Source organism: Streptomyces sp. NPDC059989, from assembly GCF_042736975.1.
In the GTDB taxonomy this organism is placed as follows: Bacteria; Actinomycetota; Actinomycetes; order Streptomycetales; family Streptomycetaceae; genus Streptomyces.
Map to the genome: position 1 here is coordinate 92,644 of NZ_JBHWUO010000011.1, position 19,350 is coordinate 111,993.

The window sequence follows — 19,350 nt, forward strand, 5'->3', positions numbered from 1 at the left end:
CCGTCTCCGGCGGTGCTACTCGGCGGGCACGACGTGCTTGGCGGCGATGGTCCGCGCCGTGTCCGAGTCGGGGCCGGGCTGCGGAACGAAGACCGCCTCCCGGTAGTAGCGCAGCTCGGCGATGGACTCCTTGATGTCCGCGAGCGCCCGGTGGTTGCCGTTCTTCGGCGGGCTGTTGAAGTACGCCCGCGGGTACCAGCGGCGGGCCAGCTCCTTGATCGAGGACACGTCCACGATCCGGTAGTGCAGGTAGCCCTCCAGTGCGGCCATGTCGCGCAGCAGGAAGCCGCGGTCGGTGCCGACCGTGTTCCCGCAGAGCGGCGCCTTGCGGGGCTCCTTCACGTGTTCCCGTACGTACGCCAGGACCTGCGCCTCGGCATCCGCGAGGGTGGTCCCGCCGGCCAGCTCGTCGAGCAGACCGGAGGCGGTGTGCATCTCGCGCACCACGTCGGGCATGGTCTCCAGGGCCGCGTCCGGCGGGCGGATCACGATGTCCACGCCTTCGCCGAGCACGTTGAGCTCCGAGTCGGTGACCAGTGCGGCCACCTCGATAAGTGCGTCGTCCGTCAACGAGAGCCCGGTCATCTCGCAGTCGATCCACACCATGCGATCGTTCATGTGTCCCACCTTATGCGGTAGCCCCGGGAGCGGACCGCATAAGCGGAAGGTCCCCCATCGGTGGTGACCGATGGAGGACCTTCCGTGCCGTACCCGTTGTGAGGGTTACGCGTGTTCCCGCAGGACCCGCCCGGGTGAGTACAGCTCGGTCACCGACGGGCCGGACGCGGCCAGGGCCGCCGCCGCCCGCTGGGGCTGCGGAGTGCGCTGGTGCGGCACCGGAGACCCCGAGAGCTCGGAGACCTGCGCCACGTCGCCCTGCGGTCGGCGCGCCCGGTAGGCCGAGCGGTAGGCGGCCGGGGAGGACCCCAGCTGCCGCCGGAAGTGCCCGCGCAGCGCGACCGGCGAGCGGAACCCGCAGCGCCCGGCGACCTCGTCGACCGAGTAGTCGGAGGTCTCCAGCAGCCGCTGTGCCTGGAGCACCCGCTGGGTGATCAGCCACTGGAGCGGCGCGCTGCCGGTCAGCGAGCGGAACCGCCGGTCGAAGGTGCGCCGGCTCATGTACGCACGGGCCGCCAGGGTCTCCACGTCGAACTGCTCGTGGAGGTGTTCCAGCGCCCAGGCGACGACCTCGGCCAGCGGATCGGCGCCGATCTCCTCCGGCAGCGACCGGTCGAGATAGCGCTCCTGGCCGCCGGTGCGGCGCGGCGGGACGACGAGCCTGCGGGCCAGGGCCCCGGCCGCCTCGCTGCCGTGGTCCGTGCGCACGATGTGCAGGCACAGGTCGATTCCGGCCGCGGTGCCCGCGGACGTGAGCACGTCGCCGTCGTCGACGAACAGCTCGCGCGGATCGACGTGGACGGACGGGTACCGCTTGGCCAGCGTCGGCGCGTACATCCAGTGCGTCGTCGCGGGCCGGCCGTCGAGCAGGCCTGCGGCGGCGAGCACGAAGGCTCCCGTGCACAGTCCGACGATCCGGGCCCCCTCCTCGTGCGCCAGACGCAGTGCGTCGAGCGCCTCCGGAGGCGGCGGTGAGGTGATGGAACGCCAGGCGGGCACGACGACCGTGCCTGCCCGGGCGATCGCCTCCAACCCGTATGGCGCGGTCAGTTCGAGTCCGCCGGTGGTCCTGAGCGGACCGTCCTCACCGGCGCACACGAGTAGTCGGTAGCGTGGAACTCCCGCGTCCTGCCGGTCAATGCCGAACACGGAAAGTGGAATGGAGCTCTCGAAGATCGGCCCGCCGCTGAAGAGCAGCACCGCGACGATCTCCCTGCGGCGACGCCCCGCGAGCTTCCGGCCGGCGTCCGCGACGACGGCGGTGGAATCCTGGCTCATGGCGCTAAGCCCCCCTTGGGTGTCGCGACTCCTTGGTCTGGTCGCACCTGCACGTTTCCCCTCGGCCTTGCACGTGGATCCCCCGCCGTAAATACATGATCGAATCTACTGCGTCCCGTGGTGTCGGCGTGACAAGTTCAGCACGCAGCGCTATGTCGACTTCTCAACTTGGCGAAAAGCATTCGATCAGGAAGCGTTCCACTCCGCTACCGGGGTGGGAAGCGTTCCGTCCGCCTGTGGCCAGTACCCATAGGGTCGCGGCGCCCCCCGAGGTCTGTCGTCGCTGGTGGTAGGGGGGTTGGGGGGACATTCCGGCAAGGAGGGCACCTTGCCGGGAAGTTGGCTGAAAACATGCGGGTGTGGGTGTGCGAACCAGTCAGTCGTGCGGGGAGACGGGGTCCGAGCCGCCGCAGCCGCGGTGGTTCCCGGGCCCGCCGCGGGAGTGCCGGCCGCGGTGGCCGGACGGAATCCGCTCCTCCGCCCGCACCCGGGCGGCGGCCCGCTCCGTCCGCTCCGAATAGCGCAGCAGCACCCGGCAGGCGGCCGTGACGGCGAACAGGCCGAGGGTGGCCACGGCGGCCCCGCCGAAGGAGGTTCCGTAGACGACGAGGACCACGGGAACGAGTAGGCAGCTGAAGGCGGCCCACCGGACGACGTCACCCGCGGGGTCGTCCTGGTGGTGTCTCGCGGGTTGCACGGACGAGTGAAGGGGAGTGCGGGGGGAAGGGGCGAAGTGCGGAATGGTGTCGGCGTAGTGGACGGACTGCGTCGGCTGAGCTGGCTGGACGGGGTGAACCGGATGGCCGGGCACGGCGTGCTCCCTGCGGGCTCTTCCTGGACGGTCGGACTCATGCCCAACGCCGCTCGGCGGGGCTCGGTCACTGCGCGCACGGGTGGCGCCCGGCCGGATCGTCACTGGCTGTAGGGGGCAGCGGCCATTGCCAAGGCGGGCTCGCTCCGGCATGCTCCCTGGGACGCTCTCCAAGGGCGGCAAGCCCTGTGCAGGACAGGAGTGTCGCCGTACCCTGGTGGGTATGGGCTTGGGAAGATGCTTCCCGGACAGAGCTCCGTAACACAGCGTCGCCGAATTTCGCCCCTGTTGCTTCCTCCAAGGACCTCTTCGCCGAGACACCCATGGCCGGTCACGAATTCTCCGAACCCGCGGACCGCAAGCGCAAACGCCTCGCCGACCCCGCGTCGGCCGCCGATCTGCGCGCGGTGGAACAGACACGCCTGCCCTGCGATCCGGCCTTCCGGCACGGGGTCGTTGTGGGATTCGACGGATCCACCTCCAGCGAGCGCGCGCTCGCGTACGCGATCGGCATGGCCCGTCGCTCCGGATCCGGTCTGATCATCGTCCATGTCGCCAATCGCCTGCCCACCACCGTGTGGGCCGGCTGCGAGCCGCCCGTCTTCGTGGACGTGCCGGACCACCGCACCGAGGTGCTCGGACTGGAGCTCGCCTGCGCGGACTACCTGGCCGAAGTGCCGTGGATCCTGGTCGAGCGCGGTGGTGACATCTGCCATGAGCTGGAGGAGGTCGGCCGTGAGTATTCGGCCGACGCCATCGTGGTCGGCTCCACGCACGGAATCATCGGCCGGGTCTTCGGCTCCGTGGCGGGCCGGCTCGCCAAGCGCGCACAGCGACCGGTCGTTGTCATTCCGTGACCGCCTGTTAAGCCGATTGTGCGGTTGTGCACCCGTGTAAAGGGTAGATAAATGCTGCTGGGACGCAGCAAACAACTGCAGATCGAAGGGAGCCCGCCGTGGACAATGGTGTCTCTGCGGGAAGCACGGCCTCGACTTCGACCCTGGGGAACATCGCCCTGGGTCTCACCCTTCTCGCATTCGGTATCGGCCACACCGGTGTCATCGACGGAGTGTCCGCCGCCAATTCCGTGTCGCTCGCGATGTACGTCGGCGGCGCGGCCCTGTTCCTCCTCGGGCTCCTCGAGTACCGCGGCGGGAACGGGTTCAACGGCACCGCCTTCGCGGGCCTCGGCATCTTCTGGTTCACGTGGGCCAAGGGCGCCGGAGCTTCGGTCTCCGACGAAGCAGCCGGAACGTTTCTTGTCCTCTTCGCGATGCTCGCACTGACCCTCACGGTCGCCGCGGCGAGCGGTCTGTTCAGCCAGGGCGTCTACGCCCTGCTGACCCTGTCCCTCCTCCTGCTCGCGATAGGCGCCTTCGCCGACAGCGGCGGTCTCGCCAAGGCCGGCGGCTGGGTCGCCGCCGTGTCCGGCCTGCTGGCCTGGTACGGGGCCACCGCAACCCTCGCGCACTGGCCGATGGCCGTGGGCAAGGCCGGTCGGGGCGCGGTCGCCGCGGGCTGAGTGGCGGATCGGCGCGACGACACGAAGACCCCCGTGCGCAGGGTGCACGGGGGTCTTCGTGTCGTCCGTGGACTACTCGACGGTGACCGACTTCGCCAGGTTGCGCGGCTTGTCGATGTCCCGGCCCATGGCCAGGGCCGTGTGGTAGGCGAACAGCTGGAGCGGGATGCCCATCAGGATCGGGTCCAGCTCGTCCTCGTTCTTCGGCACCACGATGGTGTGGTCGGCCTTCTCCTGCTCGCGGTGGGCGACCGCGAGGATCCGGCCGCTGCGGGCCTTGATCTCCTCCAGCGCCGCGCGGTTCTTCTCCAGCAGGTCGTCGTCCGGGACGATCGCGACCGTCGGCAGCGAGGGCTCGATGAGCGCGAGCGGACCGTGCTTGAGCTCGGAGGCCGGGTAGGCCTCGGCGTGGATGTAGGAGATCTCCTTGAGCTTGAGGGAGGCCTCGAGCGCCACCGGGTAGCCCCGCACGCGGCCGATGAACATCATCGACTTGGCCTCGGCGTACTCGGCCGCCAGCTTCTTGATGTCCTCCTCGCCCTTGAGGATCTCCTCGATCTGGGCGGGCAGCCGGCGCAGGCCCTCGATGATCCGCTTGCCGTCGGTGACGGACAGGTCGCGGATGCGGCCCAGGTGCACGGCCAGCAGCGCGAAGGCCACGACCGTGTTGGTGAAGCACTTGGTGGAGACGACGCAGACCTCGGGGCCGGCGTGCACGTACACGCCGCCGTCGGCCTCGCGGGCGATCGCGGAGCCGACCACGTTGACCACGCCGAGGACGCGGGCGCCCTTGCGCTTGAGCTCCTGCACCGCCGCGAGCACGTCGTACGTCTCACCGGACTGGGAGACCGCGATGTAGAGGGTGTCGGGGTCCACGACCGGGTTGCGGTAGCGGAACTCGGAGGCCGGCTCGGCGTCGGCGGGGATGCGGGCCATGCCCTCGATGAGGCCGGCGCCGATCATGCCGGCGTGGTACGAGGTGCCGCAGCCCAGGATCTTGACGCGGCGGATGCCTCGCGCCTCGCGCGGGTCCAGGTTCAGGCCGCCCAGGTGCACGGTGTTGAAGCGGTCGTCGATCCGGCCGCGCAGCACGCGGTCGACCGCGTCGGGCTGCTCGGAGATCTCCTTGTGCATGTAGGTGTCGTGGCCGCCCATGTCGTACGAGGCGGCCTCCCACTCCACGGTCTCCGGGGTGGCGGTGGTGGTGGCACCGCTGGTGGTGTAGGTGCGGAAGTCGTCGGCCTTCAGGGTGGCCATTTCGCCGTCGTCGAGGGTGACGACCTGGCGGGTGTGGGCGACCAGCGCGGCGACGTCCGAGGCGACGAACATCTCCTTCTCGCCGATGCCGAGGACCACCGGGGAGCCGTTGCGGGCGACGACGATGCGGTCGGCGAAGTCGGCGTGCATGACGGCGATGCCGTAGGTGCCCTCGATCGCCTGGACCGCCTCGCGGACCTTGTCCTCCAGGGTCTCGGCCTCGGAGCGGGCGATCAGGTGGACGATGACCTCGGTGTCGGTCTCCGACACGAAGACGACGCCGTCGGCCTCGAGCTTGGCGCGCAGCTCGGAGGCGTTGTCCACGATGCCGTTGTGGACGACCGCGACCTTGTTGTCGGCGTCGAGGTGCGGGTGCGAGTTGATGTCGCTCGGGGCGCCGTGCGTGGCCCAGCGGGTGTGGGCGATGCCGGTGGTGCCGGCGAAGCGCTTGGGGACGCGGGACTCCAGTTCACGGACCCGGCCCTTGGCCTTGACCACCTTGAGGGCGGCGGCCTTCGGGCTGTTCACGACGATGCCCGCGGAGTCGTATCCGCGGTATTCGAGCCGCTGCAGACCCTCCAGCAGCAGCGGTGCCACGTCACGCTTACCGATGTAACCGACGATTCCGCACATAAAAGTGTTACCCCTCCTGAAGTTCCGGTGTCTCTCTCAGCCGTAGACGATGCGGCGCAGCTGCCGGAGCGAGAGCTCCGGGGGCGCCACGGCGCGGTGCGGCAGTTCCGCCGCGATCCGCTCGAAGATCTCCGCGTTCACGGCGCCGCCGGACTGCAGTTCGCGGTGGCGGCGGCGGACGAAGTCCTCGGTCGTCTCGTCGAAGTACGCGAGCACGTCGAGCACCACCCGGGCGGCCTCGCCCCGCTGGAGCGAGGTGCTGCGCACCAGGTGGTCGACAAGATCGTCATGCGACGGGCGGCGGTCGAGCACCCGTAGATACTGACGGGTCAGGCCGCCGAACGCAAAGATCCTGCCCGAATCCGGGCAGGATCCGCCTGGTCTGGACCAGCGGAATGGTGGGATCCGGTCAGAATCGGGACAAATGCACGGCGCGCTCGCCGGCGGTCCGTGTGCCGTCCTTCCGGATGATTTCCGCCCCCCGGCCGTCCATGCGGGGTCCAGGACGGCCCACTTGGCCTATACCTGGGCGCATGAGAGTCCTGCGACGCACGCTCGGCACCCTCCTGCTCCTCTGCGCGGGCCCGGCCCTCGTCACGGCCTGCACCACCGCCCGGGGTGACGACGCCAGACCCGGCGATGCGCCCCGAGCCGCCCCGGCCCCCTTCGAACGGCTCCTGCCGGCGCCGGCCTCCGCACGCGCCGAAGGTCCCGGGTACGCCTTCGGGGCGGGCACGGTCATCCGTACCGGACCGGGACACGACGAGGAGGTCCGCAAGGTCGGCGAGCTCCTCGCCGAGCAGCTGCGCGGCCCGAGCGGGCTGCCGCTGCCGGTGGTCGACGGGGCGGAGGGGGACGGCATCCGGCTCCGGATCGACGAGGAGGCCGAGGGGACCGGGGACGAGGGGTACCGGCTGGAATCCGGCCCGACCGGGGTCACCCTCACCGCGCGGACCCCGGCCGGGCTGTTCCACGCGGGGCAGACCCTGCGGCAGCTGGTGCCGGTGGCGGGACCGGGCGCGGTGCCGGGCGGGACGGTCACCGACAGGCCGCGCTTCGCCTACCGGGGGGCGATGGTGGACATCGCACGGCACTTCTTCACGGTGGAACAGGTGAAGAGGTACGTGGACCAGCTCGCCCAGTACAAGGTCAACACGCTGCACCTGCACCTGACCGACGACCAGGGGTGGCGCCTGGCGGTGGACTCCTGGCCGCGGCTCGCCGCCTACGGGGGCGGCAGCGAGGTCGGCGGCGGACCGGGCGGCCACTGGACCAAGGACCAGTACCGGGAGCTGGTGGCCTACGCGGCGGACCGGTACGTGGACGTGGTCCCGGAGATCGACATGCCCGGGCACACGAACGCGGCGCTCGCCTCCTACGCGGAACTGAACTGCGACGGCAAGGCCCCGGACCGCTACACCGGCATCAAGGTCGGCTTCAGCTCGCTGTGCGTCGGCAGGGAGCGGACGTACGAGTTCATCGACGAGGTGCTCGGCGAGCTGGCGGAGCTGACGCCGGGCCGCTACCTGCACATCGGCGGCGACGAGGCCAACTCGACCCCGGCGGCGGACTACGCGGCCTTCATGGACCGGGCGCAGGCGGTGGTGGGCCGGCACGGGAAGACGGTGGTCGCCTGGCACCAGCTGGCGTCGGCGCGGCCGGCGGCGGGCGCGGTGCTCCAGTACTGGGGCCACGACCGCACGGCCGCGGCGGAGAAGGCGGCCGTGGCGGCGGCCGCGAAGGCCGGGCACCCGGTGATCCTGTCGCCGGCCGACCGACTGTATCTGGACATGAAGTACGACCGCGCGACCAAGCCGGGGCTGGCCTGGGCGGGCTACGTCCCGGTGCGGCGCGCGTACTCCTGGGACCCGGGGGCCTACCTGTCCGGCGTGCCGGAGTCCTCGGTCCTGGGCGTCGAGGCCCCGCTGTGGACGGAGACGATCGCGAACCGGGGCGACTGGGAGCTGATGGCGTTCCCGCGGGTCCTGGGCCTGGCGGAGCTCGGCTGGTCCCCCGCGGGGGCGCTCGGCTGGGACGCGTACCGGGAGCGGCTGGCCGCGCAGGGCGCCCGGCTGGACGCGCAGGACATCGCCTACTTCCGGGACCCGGAGGTGCCCTGGCAGCGCTAACTAGAAAACCTTTCTAGAAATAGCCTCCACAACTGCTGTCCTACGGCCCACACTTGACGCATGACGGGTGGCGAAGAGCACTTCTTCCAGCGGATCCACGAGGACGCCTTCCGCCGGGCGTGCGCCGAGGCGCGCACCCGGTGGACCGTGCCGGAGGCGGTCTGGGCGTTCCGCTTCCCGCGGCCGGACCCGGTCGGCTCGATCGCGTCGGCCAGCCTGCTGGAGCGCGGGACGGTGCGCGAACGGCTGGCCGGGATGGGCGCCGAATGCGCGGTGTACGTCCACGAGCAGCTCACCGCGGGCACGGGTCGGCTGCTCGTGGCCGTCGCGATGTGGCCCCGCCACGGCTTGTCGGCCGTACGCACGGCCGCGTACGGCCCGGACGGCCGGCCGCCGGCCGAGATCGCCACGGCCGGCACGGACCTGGAGGACCTGACCGTGCCGTGGCTCGCCGCGTGCCTGCCCGTCGGGCACGAGGCCGCGGCGGTGGGTTCGGCGGTCCCGGCGTCGAGTTCGCCGGGACGGGCCGCCGGGGCGGCCGCGGGCATCGCCTGGTTACGGGGGTACAGGCGACGCCCGCGGTGACTCCGCCGGGGTGGGCGCCCGACACGCGCCCACCCCCATGGCCGGCCCGTCACTGGCCCGACTGGTCCGGGCTTGAGCCCTCCTCCGCGGAACGGGCCTTCTCCACGAGCATCTTGAAGGGTGTCTGGTCCATGGAACCGCGCACCAGCGAGAAGCCGTACCGGTCAAGGTTTCGTTGGTTGAAGCGGGGATTTTTGGAATCGAATACGATCTTGTCCCCCGGCGGTGATATGGCCACATCTATACGCGACCGGTCGCCACTGGGAACCCGCCATACGGATATGCTTTGCGGACCTCGGATGATATTCAGGATCTCGCTGCTGTCCGAGATTCCGGATTCGTTCCTGTATTTTGCGTTTTCGGGTTCCTCGGGGCGCCACTTGCCTTCCTTCTTGAGTGTCTCGATGGTCGCCCGGGACTGCTCGTACTCGGTGGCCAGTGTCATTCTGTCTCTCCTGACCACGTACGCCTCGGTCTGGGCCTTGATCACTTCGTAATCGACCTTGTCGGGATCCTTGATCTCGACGACCGCGTCCTGCGCGACCTCTTCCCCCGGATTCAGCTCGCGACCCGCCGGTCTGACGAACTCGCCGTCGTAGATCAATGTGTAAGGGGGATCCCTGAGGTCGGAAATATCGGTTGCGGGGCCGCCGTGGACCCAGTAGATACTGCCGAGGATATAGACCGGAACGTGGCCGTCGTTCTTTACGTACGCATGGACCGTCACGCGCAGCACCTTCCCCGTGCTGTCCAGGCTCGCCTCTTTGAACTCGGCCCCGCTCATGACCAGCGGGGCTGTCGCATGGGGAACATAGATTTGCGAATACGCCAGGTTGATGCTGGCGAGCAGGGTGGGAATGATCGCCCCGATTGCGATGCGCCCGGGATAGCGGAGGCCCTTCCATGCCCGGGATCTGATGAGTCCGACCCCGGCCAATATGGACCCCGCGAGGAAGAATATCCCAATCACGGACCAGCGGGTGAAGTGCTCGCCGATCTGCAGGAGGAGGAGCGAGGAACTGCCGAGAAATGCGATTACGACTCCGGCCAGGACGGCCGCCCCCGAATAGCTCCTCTTTCGCTTGTGCCAATAATCGAGAGCGGCCAGTGCGGCAACTATTTCCACCAGGGCTGCAGCCAGTACGGAATATCCTGCGAGTCGCCCGCCGAAGGTCAGGGCATTGCGGCAGTCCGCCCAGCCGATCCTGATGAGCAGGCAGGCGGTCAGCAGGAAGCCGAAGAACATGAGGCTGCCCACTGTTATCCGCTGCACCGTTCGGTCCGGCCAGACAAGGCTGTCTCCGCCGAGCCATTGGACGGGGTGCCCGGGTTCGAGCCCGGCATCTTGCAGGAGTGTTCGGAGTTCCCCGGGGGACCGCACCTTGCCCGCGGACTTGTGGTTGATCGTGACTTTCCGCCAGCCAAGGTCATCAGGCGGCCCTACGGTTACCTCGGGCATGTTCGCCATGGCACCAGCCTCCCGCTTCTTCGCGGGAGGCGCCCCTGGAGCGGCAGCTACTTCGTCACGGCGGGGCCGCAGCCGTCAGGGTGCGCTTGACGTGGTTCGGGGTGAAGCTGGTCCTGACGTGTCCGTGTCGCTCATCCTCACAGGAGCCCCCATGCGTACACGACTTCTCGGATTCATCGCCACCGTGGTTCTGGCCGCTCTTGGTGCCATGGGCCCGGCCGCACAGGCTGCCGTACCTGCCGTCGGCGGGCCGGCGTGTGTGGCCGGCGGCGGCACGGTGGAGTACGACTCCGGTGCCGGCCTGTGGATCTGCGTGAACGGCAGTTACGACGGCGAATCCATCAACTGACAACGACATCGCCCGACGGGCGCCGGCACCAGAACCGCCCGCCCGACCCCCGATCACCGGCGCGCGAAGGGCGCGACGGGGTTCTTGAGGGTGCCGATCAGCTGGAGGGCCGCCGACGGGTCGGCGAGGTCGACCATCTGCTTGTTGTTACGCAGCTGGAGGCGGTTCAGGCAGGACAGCTGGAACTCGTCCGCGAAGAGGTCGTAGCGGGCGAAGCGGTCCGCCAGGGCCGGGACCGAGTCCTGGTAGTCGTGGGCGCAGTCCGCCACCGCCTGCCAGAAGGTGTCCTCCTCGCAGATGCCCTCCGTCGCCAGGATCGAGCCCAGGAAGCGGAAGAAGCAGTCGAAGACGTCCGTGAAGATGGACAGGAGCTTCATGTCCTCCGGGATGTCGGCCTTGATGCGCTCGACCGCGGGCGGCAGGACCGCGTCCGCGTCCATGACCACGATCTCCTCGGCGATGTCCTTGAAGATCGCACGCTCCACCACACCGTCCTTGATGACCAGGATGGTGTTCTCGCCGTGCGGCATGTAGGCGAGGTCGTACTGGTAGAAGCAGTGGAGGAGGGGGAGGAGGTAGGCCTTCAGGTACGGCTTCAGCCATTGCGCCGGGGTCAGGCCCGATTCCTCGATCAGTGCGCCGACGAAGGACTTGCCGTCCGCGTCCACGTGGAGGAGGGAGGCCATCGTCGCCAGGCGCTCGCCGTCCCGGAGGGAGTCCACCGGGGATTCGCGCCAGAGGGCGGCCAGCATCTTGCGGTACGGGGAGTAGCGGTCCGTCGCGCGCTCGTACTGGCGGTGGTGGTAGCCGATCGCCGCGCGCTCGCGGATGATCGAGAAGTCGACGGACTTCAGGACCTCGTCCGACTCGATCAGCTGGTGCAGCCAGTCGTTGATGGCCGGGGTGGCCTCCATGTAGGCGGCGGAGAGGCCCCGCATGAAGCCCATGTTCAACACCGAGATGGCCGTCTTGACGTAGTGCTTCGTCGGCGTGGTGGTGTTGAAGAAGGTGCGGATCGACTGCTGGGGCAGGTACGCGTCCTCGCCCTCGCCCAGCAGGACCAGCCGGCGGTTGGCGATCTCGGCCGCGAAGGTGACCGTGGTCTTGTTCCACCACTGCCAGGGGTGGATCGGGAGGAAGTGGTAGTCCGCCGGGTCCAGGTCCAGGGCGGACAGTTTGGCGGCGAAGCCGGCGACGGCCGACTCGCCCAGTTCGGCGCGCATGAACGCGTCGTGGTCCAGGCCCGCGCCCGCCGTGAAGGTGGAGACGTCCTTGCGGGCGGCGACCCACACCAGGTGGACCGGGCTCGCGGTCTCCGGCGCGTACGAGAGGTACTCGTGCACGCCGAAGCCCAGGCGGCCGTTGTTGGCCACGAAGCACGGGTGGCCCTCGGTCATGCCCGTCTCGATGTCCTGGAAGGTGGACTTGGCCAGGACGGAGGAGGGGATCTGCGGCTTCGTGTACTTGAAGCCCGTGCCGGCCAGGGTGGAGGAGATCTCCTCCAGGTAGACGGGCAGGACCTCCGCGCTCAGGCCCAGGGTCTGCTGGAACTCGATGTGGAAGTCGAGGGCGTCCGGCTCGGCCTGACCGCCGTCCTTGTGGCGGGTGATGGAGTTCTCCTCCACCGCCCAGTGGTCCAGGGAGTGGAGGGCGGCCGTGAAGCGGTACTCGACCGAGCCGTCGTCGCTGAGGACCGAGTAGCGGTCCTCGCCCAGCGGCTTCGGGGTCAGCAGGCGCTCGTGGGAGAACTCCGCGAGCGCCTTGCGGACCAGCGCGCGGTTCGCGCGGGCCCACAGCTCGGGGGAGAGGTGGGAGATGGCGTCGGCCAGGCTCATATCGACGCCTCCTCGGTGATCGGAGCGGTCTGGGTGATGCCGGTGGCGGCCTCGAACCGGGCGCGGGTGCAGAAGCTGAGCAGGGCGACCTTCTCCGGCTTCCGGACCTCGCGCTCGGGGACGAATCCGACCGCCTCGTTGAGGGTGTGCACGGCCTTGTTGCGGACGTCCGGCTCGACCACGACCCGCTCCGTCTCCGCGTCGCCGAAGAGGGCGGCCATCACCGTCGTGATCACCGCGCGGGTGAAGCCGCTGAGGGGCCGGTCGCTCGGCGCGACGAGGAAGTGCATGCCGACGTCGCCGGGCTGGGCGTCGTACAGGCCGACCAGTTCCAGCTCGCTCGGGTCGTAGCTCTCCATCAGGAAGGCGGGACGGCCCTCGTGGAGGCCGATGAAGGCGTGGTGGTGCTCGTGCGCGGCGATGCGCATGTACTCGCGCTCGACGTCCGGCAGCGAGGCGTCCTGCATCATCCAGAAGGAGGCCTTGGGGTGCGTGACCCAGCCGTGCAGCAGCTCCGCGTCGGCGAAGGGGTCCAGCGGGCGGATGGAGAAGGTCCCGAGGGCCGGGTCCGTCCGGGTGAAGAGGGTGTCGGTGGTGCTCATACGTGCGTGCCTTCCGGGGCTGCGAACTGCTGGAACGCGATGGACTTCTCGACCTTGTAGTACTCGCGGCCGAGGAGCTCGGAGACGATGTACGCGTTGCGGTACGCGGCCATGCCCAGGTCGGGCGAGGTCAGGGAGTGGTTGTGGGTCGTGCCGTTCTGGAGGTACACCCCGCGGCCCGTGGTGTCGACGCTGTAGTTGCGGGCGGCGTCCAGGCGGCCGCGGCCGTCGAAGTTCAGCCGCTCGCGCACGGGGGCGAGGAAGTCCGGGACGGCGTACTTGTAGCCGGTGGCCAGGACCAGTCCCTCGGTGGAGAGGGCGAAGTCCCGCTCCTGCTCCTCCTGGCGCAGGCCCAGGGTGTAGGTGCCCGTGGTGGTGTCGTACGCCGTGCTGTTCAGCGAGGTGTTGGTCAGCAGGGTGGTCGGGACCGGGCCCGGCATGGTGATCTTCTTCTGGTACAGCAGGTCGAAGATGGCGTTGATCAGGTCGCCGTCGATGCCCTTGAAGAGGTTCTTCTGCTGGGTCTCCAGCCGGTAGCGGGTGTCCTCGGGGAGGGCGTGGAAGTAGTCCACGTACTCCGGGGAGGTCATCTCCAGCGTCAGCTTCGTGTATTCGAGGGGGAAGAAGCGCGGGGAGCGGGTGACCCAGTTGAGCTGGTAGCCGTGCACGTCGATCTCGGCGAGGAGGTCGTAGTAGATCTCCGCGGCGCTCTGGCCGGAGCCGACCAGGGTGATCGACTTCTTCTTCTGCAGCTCCGCCTTGTTCTGCATGTAGGCGGAGTTGTGCAGGAAGTCGCCGCCGAGGCCGGCGCAGGCTTCCGGGACGAAGGGCGGGGTGCCGGTGCCCAGGACCAGGCGGCGGGCCAGGTGGGTCTCGCCCTTGTCCGTGTGGACCTCGTAGAGGCCGACCCGCTCGTCGTAGGTGACCTCGGTGACCGAGGTGGAGTACAGGACGTTGTCGAGCCGGTCGGCGGCCCAGCGGCAGTAGTCGTTGTACTCGGCGCGCAGCGGGTAGAAGTTCTCCCGGATGTAGAAGGAGTACAGCCGGTCCTTGTCCTTCAGGTAGTTCAGGAAGGAGAAGGGCGAGGTCGGGTCGGCGAGCGTGACCAGGTCCGACATGAACGGCGTCTGCAGGTGTGCGCCGTCCAGGAACATCCCCGCGTGCCACTCGAAGTGCGGCTTCGACTCGATGAACAGGCCGTCCAGCTCGTCGATCGGCGCGGTCAGGCAGGCGAGTCCCAGGTTGAAGGGACCGAGGCCGATACCGATGAAATCGTGGGGCTCAGTGGTGGACGGCAAGGGATTCTCCCAGGAACTGCTCGGCGTGTGCGGCGAGAAGGTCGAGGACGGCAGCGATGTCGGCCGTCGTGGTCTGCGGGTTGAGGAGGGTGAACTTCAGGTACTGCTTCCCGTCCACCTTGGTGCCGGCGACTACGGCCTCGCCGGAGGCGAAGAGCGCCTTGCGGGCGTGGAGCTGGGCCTCGTCGACGAGCTCGGCCGGGACCTCCTCGCCGGGCAGGAAGCGGAAGACGAGGGTGGAGATCTGCGGCTTGACGACGACCTCGAAGCGCGGGTCGGCCGTGATGACGTCGTAGCCGGCGGCGGCCAGGTCGACGACCTCGTCGAAGAGGGAGCCGACGCCGTCGGCGCCCATGATGCGCAGGGTCATCCAGAGCTTGAGGGCGTCGAAGCGGCGCGTGGTCTGGATGGACTTGTCGACCTGGTTCGGGATCCGCTCCTCGGCCATGCGGCGCGGGTTGAGGTAGTCCGCGTGGTACGTGGCGTGCTTGAGGGTGTCGCGGTCGCGGACCAGCATGGCGCTGGAGCTGACGGGCTGGAAGAACGACTTGTGGTAGTCGACCGTGACCGAGTCGGCGCGCTCGATGCCGTCGAGGAGGTGCCGGCGGGTGGGGGAGACCAGCAGTCCGCAGCCGTACGCGGCGTCCACGTGCATCCACGCGGAGTGCTCGTCGGCCAGGCGGGCGATCTCGGGGAGCGGGTCGATGGACCCGAAGTCCGTGGTGCCGGCGGTCGCGACGACGGCCATCGGGAAGAGGCCCTCGGCGGCGCAGTTCTCCAGCTCCAGGGCGAGGACCGAGGTGTCCATCCGGCGGTTGCGGTCGACCGGGACGGAGATGACGGCCTCGTAGCCCAGGCCCAGCATGGCGGCCGACTTCTTCACGCTGAAGTGGCTGGCCTCGGAGGTGAAGATGCGCAGTTTCGGGAGGAGCTCGGCCTTGGTGAGGCCGATTCCCGCGTCCAGGGCGCGCTTCATGACGATCCGGCAGGCCTCGTCGCGGGCCAGCAGCAGCGCGTGGAAGTTGGACTGGCTGCCCCCGGAGGTGAAGATGCCGTCCGCGCCCTCGCCGAGGCCGATGCGGCCGGCGGTCCAGTCGATCAGGCGGCGCTCGATGAGCGTGCCGCCGATGGACTGGTCCCAGGTGTCGAGGGAGGAGTTGACGGCGGAGAGGACGGCCTCGCCGACCACCGCGGGGATGACCACCGGGCAGTTGAGGTGCCCCAGGTAGCGCGGGTGGTGGAAGTAGACGGCGTCGCGGAGGTAGACGTCCTCCAGCTCGGCCAGCGCGGCCGAGGCGTCGGCCAGCGGGGTGTCGAGGTCGATCCCGTTGATGACCGGGGCGAGTTCGTCGACGGATATACCGGTGTGGGGCCGTTCGGTGGTGGCGAGTTTGGCGGCGACACGGTCGACGCCCTCGGTGACAGAACGCCGGTAGATGTCCGCGGTCGTCTCGTTCAGCAGATGCTGGCGCATCAACTTTCCTCCGGGCAGGGGGGAGAAGGGGGGCTGGTGGGGCTGGTGGGGGCGGTGGGGCGTTGATTAGGTTAGCCTAACCTAACTCGATCTCCAAATGGAGAAGGGCCCCGGCTACAGCCGGGGCCCTTCTCAAATGCCTGATGAACGGCGGGTGTTGCCGTCCGCTAGAGCGCGGACGCGGGGTCCTCGCTCGGGGCCTTGCCCGCGTACGCCTCGGCGAGCAATTCCTCCTCGCTCGCACCGAGTCGCCAGTAGCCGGTGAAACGCACCGCGCGGCGGTCGATGGAACGTTCCTGCACGAAGTGGCGGCGCACCGCGCGGATCGTGCCCGCCTCGCCCGCGAGCCATACGTACGGGGCTTCGGCGGCGGGTCCGCCGGTGCTCGCGTCGGTGGCGCGCAGCGCGCCCAGCACCTGCTCGGTCCGCTCCCGGCCCGCGCTCTCGCGCACGATCCAGGTGATGTCCGCCTCGGCGAGGGTCGACAGCGCCAGCCGGTCGTCCTCGTGCGGGACTTCGAACCAGGCCCGGACCCTGGTCCCGGCGGGCAGCCGGTCCAGGATCGCCGCCGCGGCGGGCAGGGCGGTCTCGTCCGCGTACATCCAGATCGCGTCGGTGGCGGCCGGCGGCTGGAACCGTACCGACTTGTTCTCGGCGACGGCCGGGCCGATCGCGAGGATCCGCCGGCCGGTCACCGCCCGCCCGGCCCAGTACGACGCAGGCCCTGCGACATCAGCCGCTGCCGCGGCGGGGTCCCCGTGGAGGACGAAGTCGATGTCGACCTCGTCCACGCCCTCGGACGTCCGGCGCTGCTCGCGCACGGTGTAGGAGCGCATCACCGGACGCTCCTCGTCCGGCATGCCGCGCCAGGCGGCGAACCAGGTGTCCTCGTCCGTGGACGGGAGCACGGCGTGCTCCCGTCCCGGCGGCGGCAGGAAGAGCGACAGGCTCTGGTCGTAGCCGCCCGACCGGAAGTCCGCGAGGGACTCACCGCCGAACGTGACCCGCAGGAACGAGTGGCCGAGGCGGCGCGTACGCAGCACTTCGAGCGCGAAGAAGCGGAAGTGTGCGATGGCCGGAGCGTCGGACGCGGTGGCGGTCATACGGAGAGTCCCCCCTGGGAGTCAGCCGGCGTGAAGGGTGGTCAGCCGACCTTCTTGGCACTCTGGATGGACTTCGCGAGGTCCTCCAGGATCTTGGCGCACTTGTCGTACGAGTAGATCGGCTCGGTGGTGCGCGGGGCGACCTGGCCGGCCTTCACCGCGGGCAGCTCGGCCCAGGTGGCCTTGGCCTTGAGCTCCTCGGGCTGCAGGGTGCCGGTGCGGTTGTCGAGCAGGATGAGGTCGGCCTTGTACTTGCCGGCGTTCTCCCAGCTCAGGCTCTCGAAGAAGCCGCCCTCGTCCAGCTTGTCCGGAGTGATGAACTCGACGCCGAGGGACTTGAAGTACTTCAGGTCGGCCGAGGTGTCCGCGGTCGAGGCGTAGAACAGGTCGGCGGAGCCGGAGCCGGCGAGGACCTTGATGCCCGGGTTGGCCTTGGTGGCCTCGCGGACCTTCGCGGCGGCGGCCTCGAAGCGGGCCTTGCCGTCGACGGCGGTCTTGGAGTTCAGGTCGGCGCCGAGGGACTTGGCGAGCTCCGCGGTGCGCTCCAGGGCCTTGTCCATGGAGACGTCGCCGCCCACGCCGATCGCGGCGGCCGGGGCCAGCTTCAGGATCTTGTCCTTGGAGGCCTCGGGCACGTACCAGTAGCTGCCGTCCCAGGTGTTGGTGACGAGCAGGTCGGGCTGGAGGGCGGCGTACTTCTCGACGTTGAACTCGTCGTAGACGTTGCCGAGGATCTCGACCTTGGAGATGTCCATCGAGCCGGCCTGGACGTCGGGCTTGCCGTCGGCGGTCTTGGTCGGGCCGAAGACGCCCTTGACCGGGATGCCGTAGTCGTACAGCGCGGCGGCGGTGCCGGTGAAGGCGACGATGTTCTTCGGCTTGGCCTTGAGGCTGACTTCCTTCTTCAGGGCGTCGTCCGTGAAGGTCCAGGGGCCGGAGGCCGCGGAGCCCTTGTCCTTGTCGCCGTCACCCTTCGCCGAGTCGGTGCCGCCGCACGCGGCGAGCGCCGCGACGAGGCCGAGGGCGCCGCCGGCCGCGACGAATCCGCGACGGGAGAGGGAGAAGCTTCGGGACTTGGGCATGTCGATGTCCGCTTTCGTGCGTGCAGGGCGGCCACGGGGCCGTTCGGAGGGAAGGTTAGCCTAACCTTGGCCGAAAACGGTAAGGGGGCCCTAAGTTTTTTGGGCCCCCCTCGCGCTGACCTGCGGACGTACGAGCGCTGCGGCTAGCCGGCGAAGCCCAGCTCGCGCGCGATCAGCATGCGCTGGACCTCGCTCGTGCCCTCGCCGATCTCCAGGATCTTCGAGTCCCGCCACATGCGTGCCACGGGGTACTCGTTCATGAACCCGTAGCCGCCGTGGATCTGCGTCGCGTCACGGGCGTTGTCGACGGCCACCGTGGAGGAGTACAGCTTCGCGATCGCCGCCTCCTTCTTGAAGGGCTCGCCGGCCACCAGGCGGGAGGCCGCGTCACGCCAGCCGATGCGGGCCATGTGGGCGCGCATCTCCATGTCGGCCAGCTTGAACTGGATGGCCTGGTTGTCGCCGATCGCCTTGCCGAAGGCGTGCCGCTCCTTGGCGTACTTCACCGACTCGTCCACACAGCCCTGGGCCAGGCCCGTCGCGAGCGCGGAGATGGCGATCCGGCCCTCGTCGAGGATGCGCAGGAACTGGGCGTAGCCGCGGCCCTCTTCGCCCACCAGGTTGGCGAGGGGGACCCGTACGCCGTCGAAGGACAGCTCGCGGGTGTCCGAGGCGTTCCAGCCGACCTTGGAGTAGGGCGCGGCCACCGTGAAGCCCGGCGTGCCGGACGGGACGATGATCGAGGAGATCTCCGGGCGGCCGTCCGCCTTGCGGCCCGTCACGGCGGTGACGGTGACCAGACCGGTGATGTCCGTACCGGAGTTGGTGATGAAGCACTTCGAGCCGTTGATGACCCACTCGCCGCCGTCGCGGACGGCGGTGGTGCGGGTGCCGCCCGCGTCGCTGCCGGCGCCGGGCTCGGTCAGGCCGAAGGCGCCCAGGATCTCCCCGGAGCACATCCGCGGCAGCCACTCCCGCTTCTGCTCCTCGGTGCCGAAGAGGTAGAGGGGCATGGCGCCGAGGGAGACCCCGGCCTCCAGGGTGATGGCGACCGAGGAGTCGACGCGGGCCAGCTCCTCCAGAGCGATGCCGAGGGCGAGGTAGTCGCCGCCCATGCCGCCGTACTCCTCGGGGAAGGGCAGGCCGAACAGGCCCATCCGGCCCATCTCGGCGACGATCTCGTACGGGAACTCGTGGCGCTCGTACAGATCGCCGATCTTGGGCGCGATCACGTCGTGCGCGAACGCCTCGACGGTGCGGCGGAGTTCCTCGTGCTCGGGGGTGAGCCGGTGGTCGAGGGCCATGG

General features: G+C 69.4%; 18 protein-coding genes. 5 read left to right on the forward strand and 13 right to left on the reverse strand.

Features of this window, described 5'->3' with window-relative positions; all coding sequences use genetic code 11:
* Positions 1 to 15: 15 nt before the first annotated feature.
* From orn to ACFWBN_RS12510, 3 genes are all read right to left on the reverse strand, one after another.
* Positions 16 to 618, reverse strand: a complete 603-nt coding sequence (gene orn, locus ACFWBN_RS12500; RefSeq protein WP_385174856.1) for an oligoribonuclease — start codon at positions 616 to 618, stop codon at positions 16 to 18.
* A gap of 105 nt (positions 619 to 723) precedes the next feature.
* Positions 724 to 1,896, reverse strand: coding sequence for a helix-turn-helix domain-containing protein (locus tag ACFWBN_RS12505; RefSeq protein WP_385174859.1), 1,173 nt, complete (start codon positions 1,894 to 1,896; stop codon positions 724 to 726).
* Positions 1,897 to 2,272: 376 nt separating this feature from the next.
* The gene (locus tag ACFWBN_RS12510) at positions 2,273 to 2,593 is read right to left on the reverse strand and encodes a hypothetical protein (RefSeq protein WP_385174862.1); all 321 of its coding nucleotides are present in this window, start codon (positions 2,591 to 2,593) and stop codon (positions 2,273 to 2,275) included.
* 437 nt (positions 2,594 to 3,030) lie between these two features.
* Here ACFWBN_RS12510 and ACFWBN_RS12515 point away from each other — a divergent pair, with 437 nt between their 5' ends.
* Together ACFWBN_RS12515 and ACFWBN_RS12520 are read left to right on the forward strand one after the other, a co-directional pair.
* On the forward strand, positions 3,031 to 3,564 hold the full coding sequence (locus ACFWBN_RS12515) for a universal stress protein (protein ID WP_385174865.1): 534 nt from the start codon (positions 3,031 to 3,033) through the stop codon (positions 3,562 to 3,564).
* A gap of 98 nt (positions 3,565 to 3,662) precedes the next feature.
* Entirely contained in the window at positions 3,663 to 4,229 is a 567-nt protein-coding gene (locus tag ACFWBN_RS12520; RefSeq protein WP_385174868.1) for an acetate uptake transporter, read from the forward strand.
* Positions 4,230 to 4,301: 72 nt separating this feature from the next.
* On the opposite strand, the gene glmS is transcribed toward ACFWBN_RS12520, so the two are convergent.
* Together glmS and ACFWBN_RS12530 are read right to left on the reverse strand one after the other, a co-directional pair.
* Positions 4,302 to 6,119, reverse strand: a complete 1,818-nt coding sequence (gene glmS, locus ACFWBN_RS12525; protein WP_385174871.1) for a glutamine--fructose-6-phosphate transaminase (isomerizing) — start codon at positions 6,117 to 6,119, stop codon at positions 4,302 to 4,304.
* 36 nt (positions 6,120 to 6,155) lie between these two features.
* The gene (locus ACFWBN_RS12530) at positions 6,156 to 6,431 is read right to left on the reverse strand and encodes a hypothetical protein (protein WP_385174874.1); all 276 of its coding nucleotides are present in this window, start codon (positions 6,429 to 6,431) and stop codon (positions 6,156 to 6,158) included.
* Between the two features lie 221 nt (positions 6,432 to 6,652).
* Here ACFWBN_RS12530 and ACFWBN_RS12535 point away from each other — a divergent pair, with 221 nt between their 5' ends.
* Positions 6,653 to 8,248, forward strand: coding sequence for a beta-N-acetylhexosaminidase (locus ACFWBN_RS12535; RefSeq protein ID WP_385174877.1), 1,596 nt, complete (start codon positions 6,653 to 6,655; stop codon positions 8,246 to 8,248).
* 60 nt (positions 8,249 to 8,308) lie between these two features.
* A complete protein-coding gene (locus ACFWBN_RS12540; RefSeq protein WP_385174880.1) occupies positions 8,309 to 8,833 on the forward strand; it encodes a hypothetical protein in 525 nt (174 codons plus the stop codon).
* Positions 8,834 to 8,882: 49 nt separating this feature from the next.
* On the opposite strand, the gene ACFWBN_RS12545 is transcribed toward ACFWBN_RS12540, so the two are convergent.
* Positions 8,883 to 10,301: a hypothetical protein gene (locus ACFWBN_RS12545; RefSeq protein ID WP_385174883.1), complete on the reverse strand. Its 1,419-nt coding sequence runs from the start codon at positions 10,299 to 10,301 to the stop codon at positions 8,883 to 8,885.
* Positions 10,302 to 10,452: 151 nt separating this feature from the next.
* Here ACFWBN_RS12545 and ACFWBN_RS12550 point away from each other — a divergent pair, with 151 nt between their 5' ends.
* On the forward strand, positions 10,453 to 10,650 hold the full coding sequence (locus tag ACFWBN_RS12550; RefSeq protein ID WP_385174886.1) for a hypothetical protein: 198 nt from the start codon (positions 10,453 to 10,455) through the stop codon (positions 10,648 to 10,650).
* 53 nt (positions 10,651 to 10,703) lie between these two features.
* Here ACFWBN_RS12550 and ACFWBN_RS12555 read toward each other — a convergent pair whose 3' ends face one another.
* From ACFWBN_RS12555 to ACFWBN_RS12585, 7 genes are all read right to left on the reverse strand, one after another.
* Positions 10,704 to 12,485, reverse strand: a complete 1,782-nt coding sequence (locus ACFWBN_RS12555) for an IucA/IucC family protein (protein ID WP_385174888.1) — start codon at positions 12,483 to 12,485, stop codon at positions 10,704 to 10,706.
* Positions 12,482 to 13,087 (reverse strand): GNAT family N-acetyltransferase, encoded by a 606-nt coding sequence (locus ACFWBN_RS12560; RefSeq protein ID WP_385174891.1) that lies wholly within the window; start codon positions 13,085 to 13,087, stop codon positions 12,482 to 12,484. Before ACFWBN_RS12560 ends, ACFWBN_RS12555 begins: the two co-directional genes overlap by 4 nt.
* On the reverse strand, positions 13,084 to 14,385 hold the full coding sequence (locus ACFWBN_RS12565; RefSeq protein WP_385174894.1) for a lysine N(6)-hydroxylase/L-ornithine N(5)-oxygenase family protein: 1,302 nt from the start codon (positions 14,383 to 14,385) through the stop codon (positions 13,084 to 13,086). The genes ACFWBN_RS12560 and ACFWBN_RS12565 overlap by 4 nt, the downstream gene beginning before the upstream one ends.
* Entirely contained in the window at positions 14,369 to 15,859 is a 1,491-nt protein-coding gene (locus tag ACFWBN_RS12570; protein ID WP_385174897.1) for a pyridoxal phosphate-dependent decarboxylase family protein, read from the reverse strand. The genes ACFWBN_RS12565 and ACFWBN_RS12570 overlap by 17 nt, the downstream gene beginning before the upstream one ends.
* 167 nt (positions 15,860 to 16,026) lie before the next feature.
* Positions 16,027 to 16,962, reverse strand: a complete 936-nt coding sequence (locus tag ACFWBN_RS12575) for a siderophore-interacting protein (RefSeq protein ID WP_385174899.1) — start codon at positions 16,960 to 16,962, stop codon at positions 16,027 to 16,029.
* 41 nt (positions 16,963 to 17,003) lie between these two features.
* On the reverse strand, positions 17,004 to 18,044 hold the full coding sequence (locus ACFWBN_RS12580; RefSeq protein WP_385174902.1) for an ABC transporter substrate-binding protein: 1,041 nt from the start codon (positions 18,042 to 18,044) through the stop codon (positions 17,004 to 17,006).
* Positions 18,045 to 18,187: 143 nt separating this feature from the next.
* Positions 18,188 to 19,348, reverse strand: a complete 1,161-nt coding sequence (locus ACFWBN_RS12585; protein WP_385174905.1) for an acyl-CoA dehydrogenase family protein — start codon at positions 19,346 to 19,348, stop codon at positions 18,188 to 18,190.
* Positions 19,349 to 19,350: the final 2 nt, after the last annotated feature.

Excerpts from the sequence above, each read along its gene's own strand:
- orn (WP_385174856.1), bottom strand. The coding sequence starts at position 618 with ATGAACGATCGCATGGTGTGGATCGACTGCGAGATGACCGGGCTCTCG.
- ACFWBN_RS12505 (WP_385174859.1), bottom strand. The coding sequence starts at position 1,896 with ATGAGCCAGGATTCCACCGCCGTCGTCGCGGACGCCGGCCGGAAGCTC.
- ACFWBN_RS12515 (WP_385174865.1), top strand. The coding sequence starts at position 3,031 with ATGGCCGGTCACGAATTCTCCGAACCCGCGGACCGCAAGCGCAAACGC.
- glmS (WP_385174871.1), bottom strand. The coding sequence starts at position 6,119 with ATGTGCGGAATCGTCGGTTACATCGGTAAGCGTGACGTGGCACCGCTG.
- ACFWBN_RS12535 (WP_385174877.1), top strand. The coding sequence starts at position 6,653 with ATGAGAGTCCTGCGACGCACGCTCGGCACCCTCCTGCTCCTCTGCGCG.
- ACFWBN_RS12540 (WP_385174880.1), top strand. The coding sequence starts at position 8,309 with ATGACGGGTGGCGAAGAGCACTTCTTCCAGCGGATCCACGAGGACGCC.
- ACFWBN_RS12545 (WP_385174883.1), bottom strand. The coding sequence starts at position 10,301 with ATGGCGAACATGCCCGAGGTAACCGTAGGGCCGCCTGATGACCTTGGC.
- ACFWBN_RS12550 (WP_385174886.1), top strand. The coding sequence starts at position 10,453 with ATGCGTACACGACTTCTCGGATTCATCGCCACCGTGGTTCTGGCCGCT.
- ACFWBN_RS12555 (WP_385174888.1), bottom strand. The coding sequence starts at position 12,485 with ATGAGCCTGGCCGACGCCATCTCCCACCTCTCCCCCGAGCTGTGGGCC.
- ACFWBN_RS12560 (WP_385174891.1), bottom strand. The coding sequence starts at position 13,087 with ATGAGCACCACCGACACCCTCTTCACCCGGACGGACCCGGCCCTCGGG.
- ACFWBN_RS12570 (WP_385174897.1), bottom strand. The coding sequence starts at position 15,859 with ATGCGCCAGCATCTGCTGAACGAGACGACCGCGGACATCTACCGGCGT.
- ACFWBN_RS12575 (WP_385174899.1), bottom strand. The coding sequence starts at position 16,962 with ATGACCGCCACCGCGTCCGACGCTCCGGCCATCGCACACTTCCGCTTC.
- ACFWBN_RS12580 (WP_385174902.1), bottom strand. The coding sequence starts at position 18,044 with ATGCCCAAGTCCCGAAGCTTCTCCCTCTCCCGTCGCGGATTCGTCGCG.
- ACFWBN_RS12585 (WP_385174905.1), bottom strand. The coding sequence starts at position 19,348 with ATGGCCCTCGACCACCGGCTCACCCCCGAGCACGAGGAACTCCGCCGC.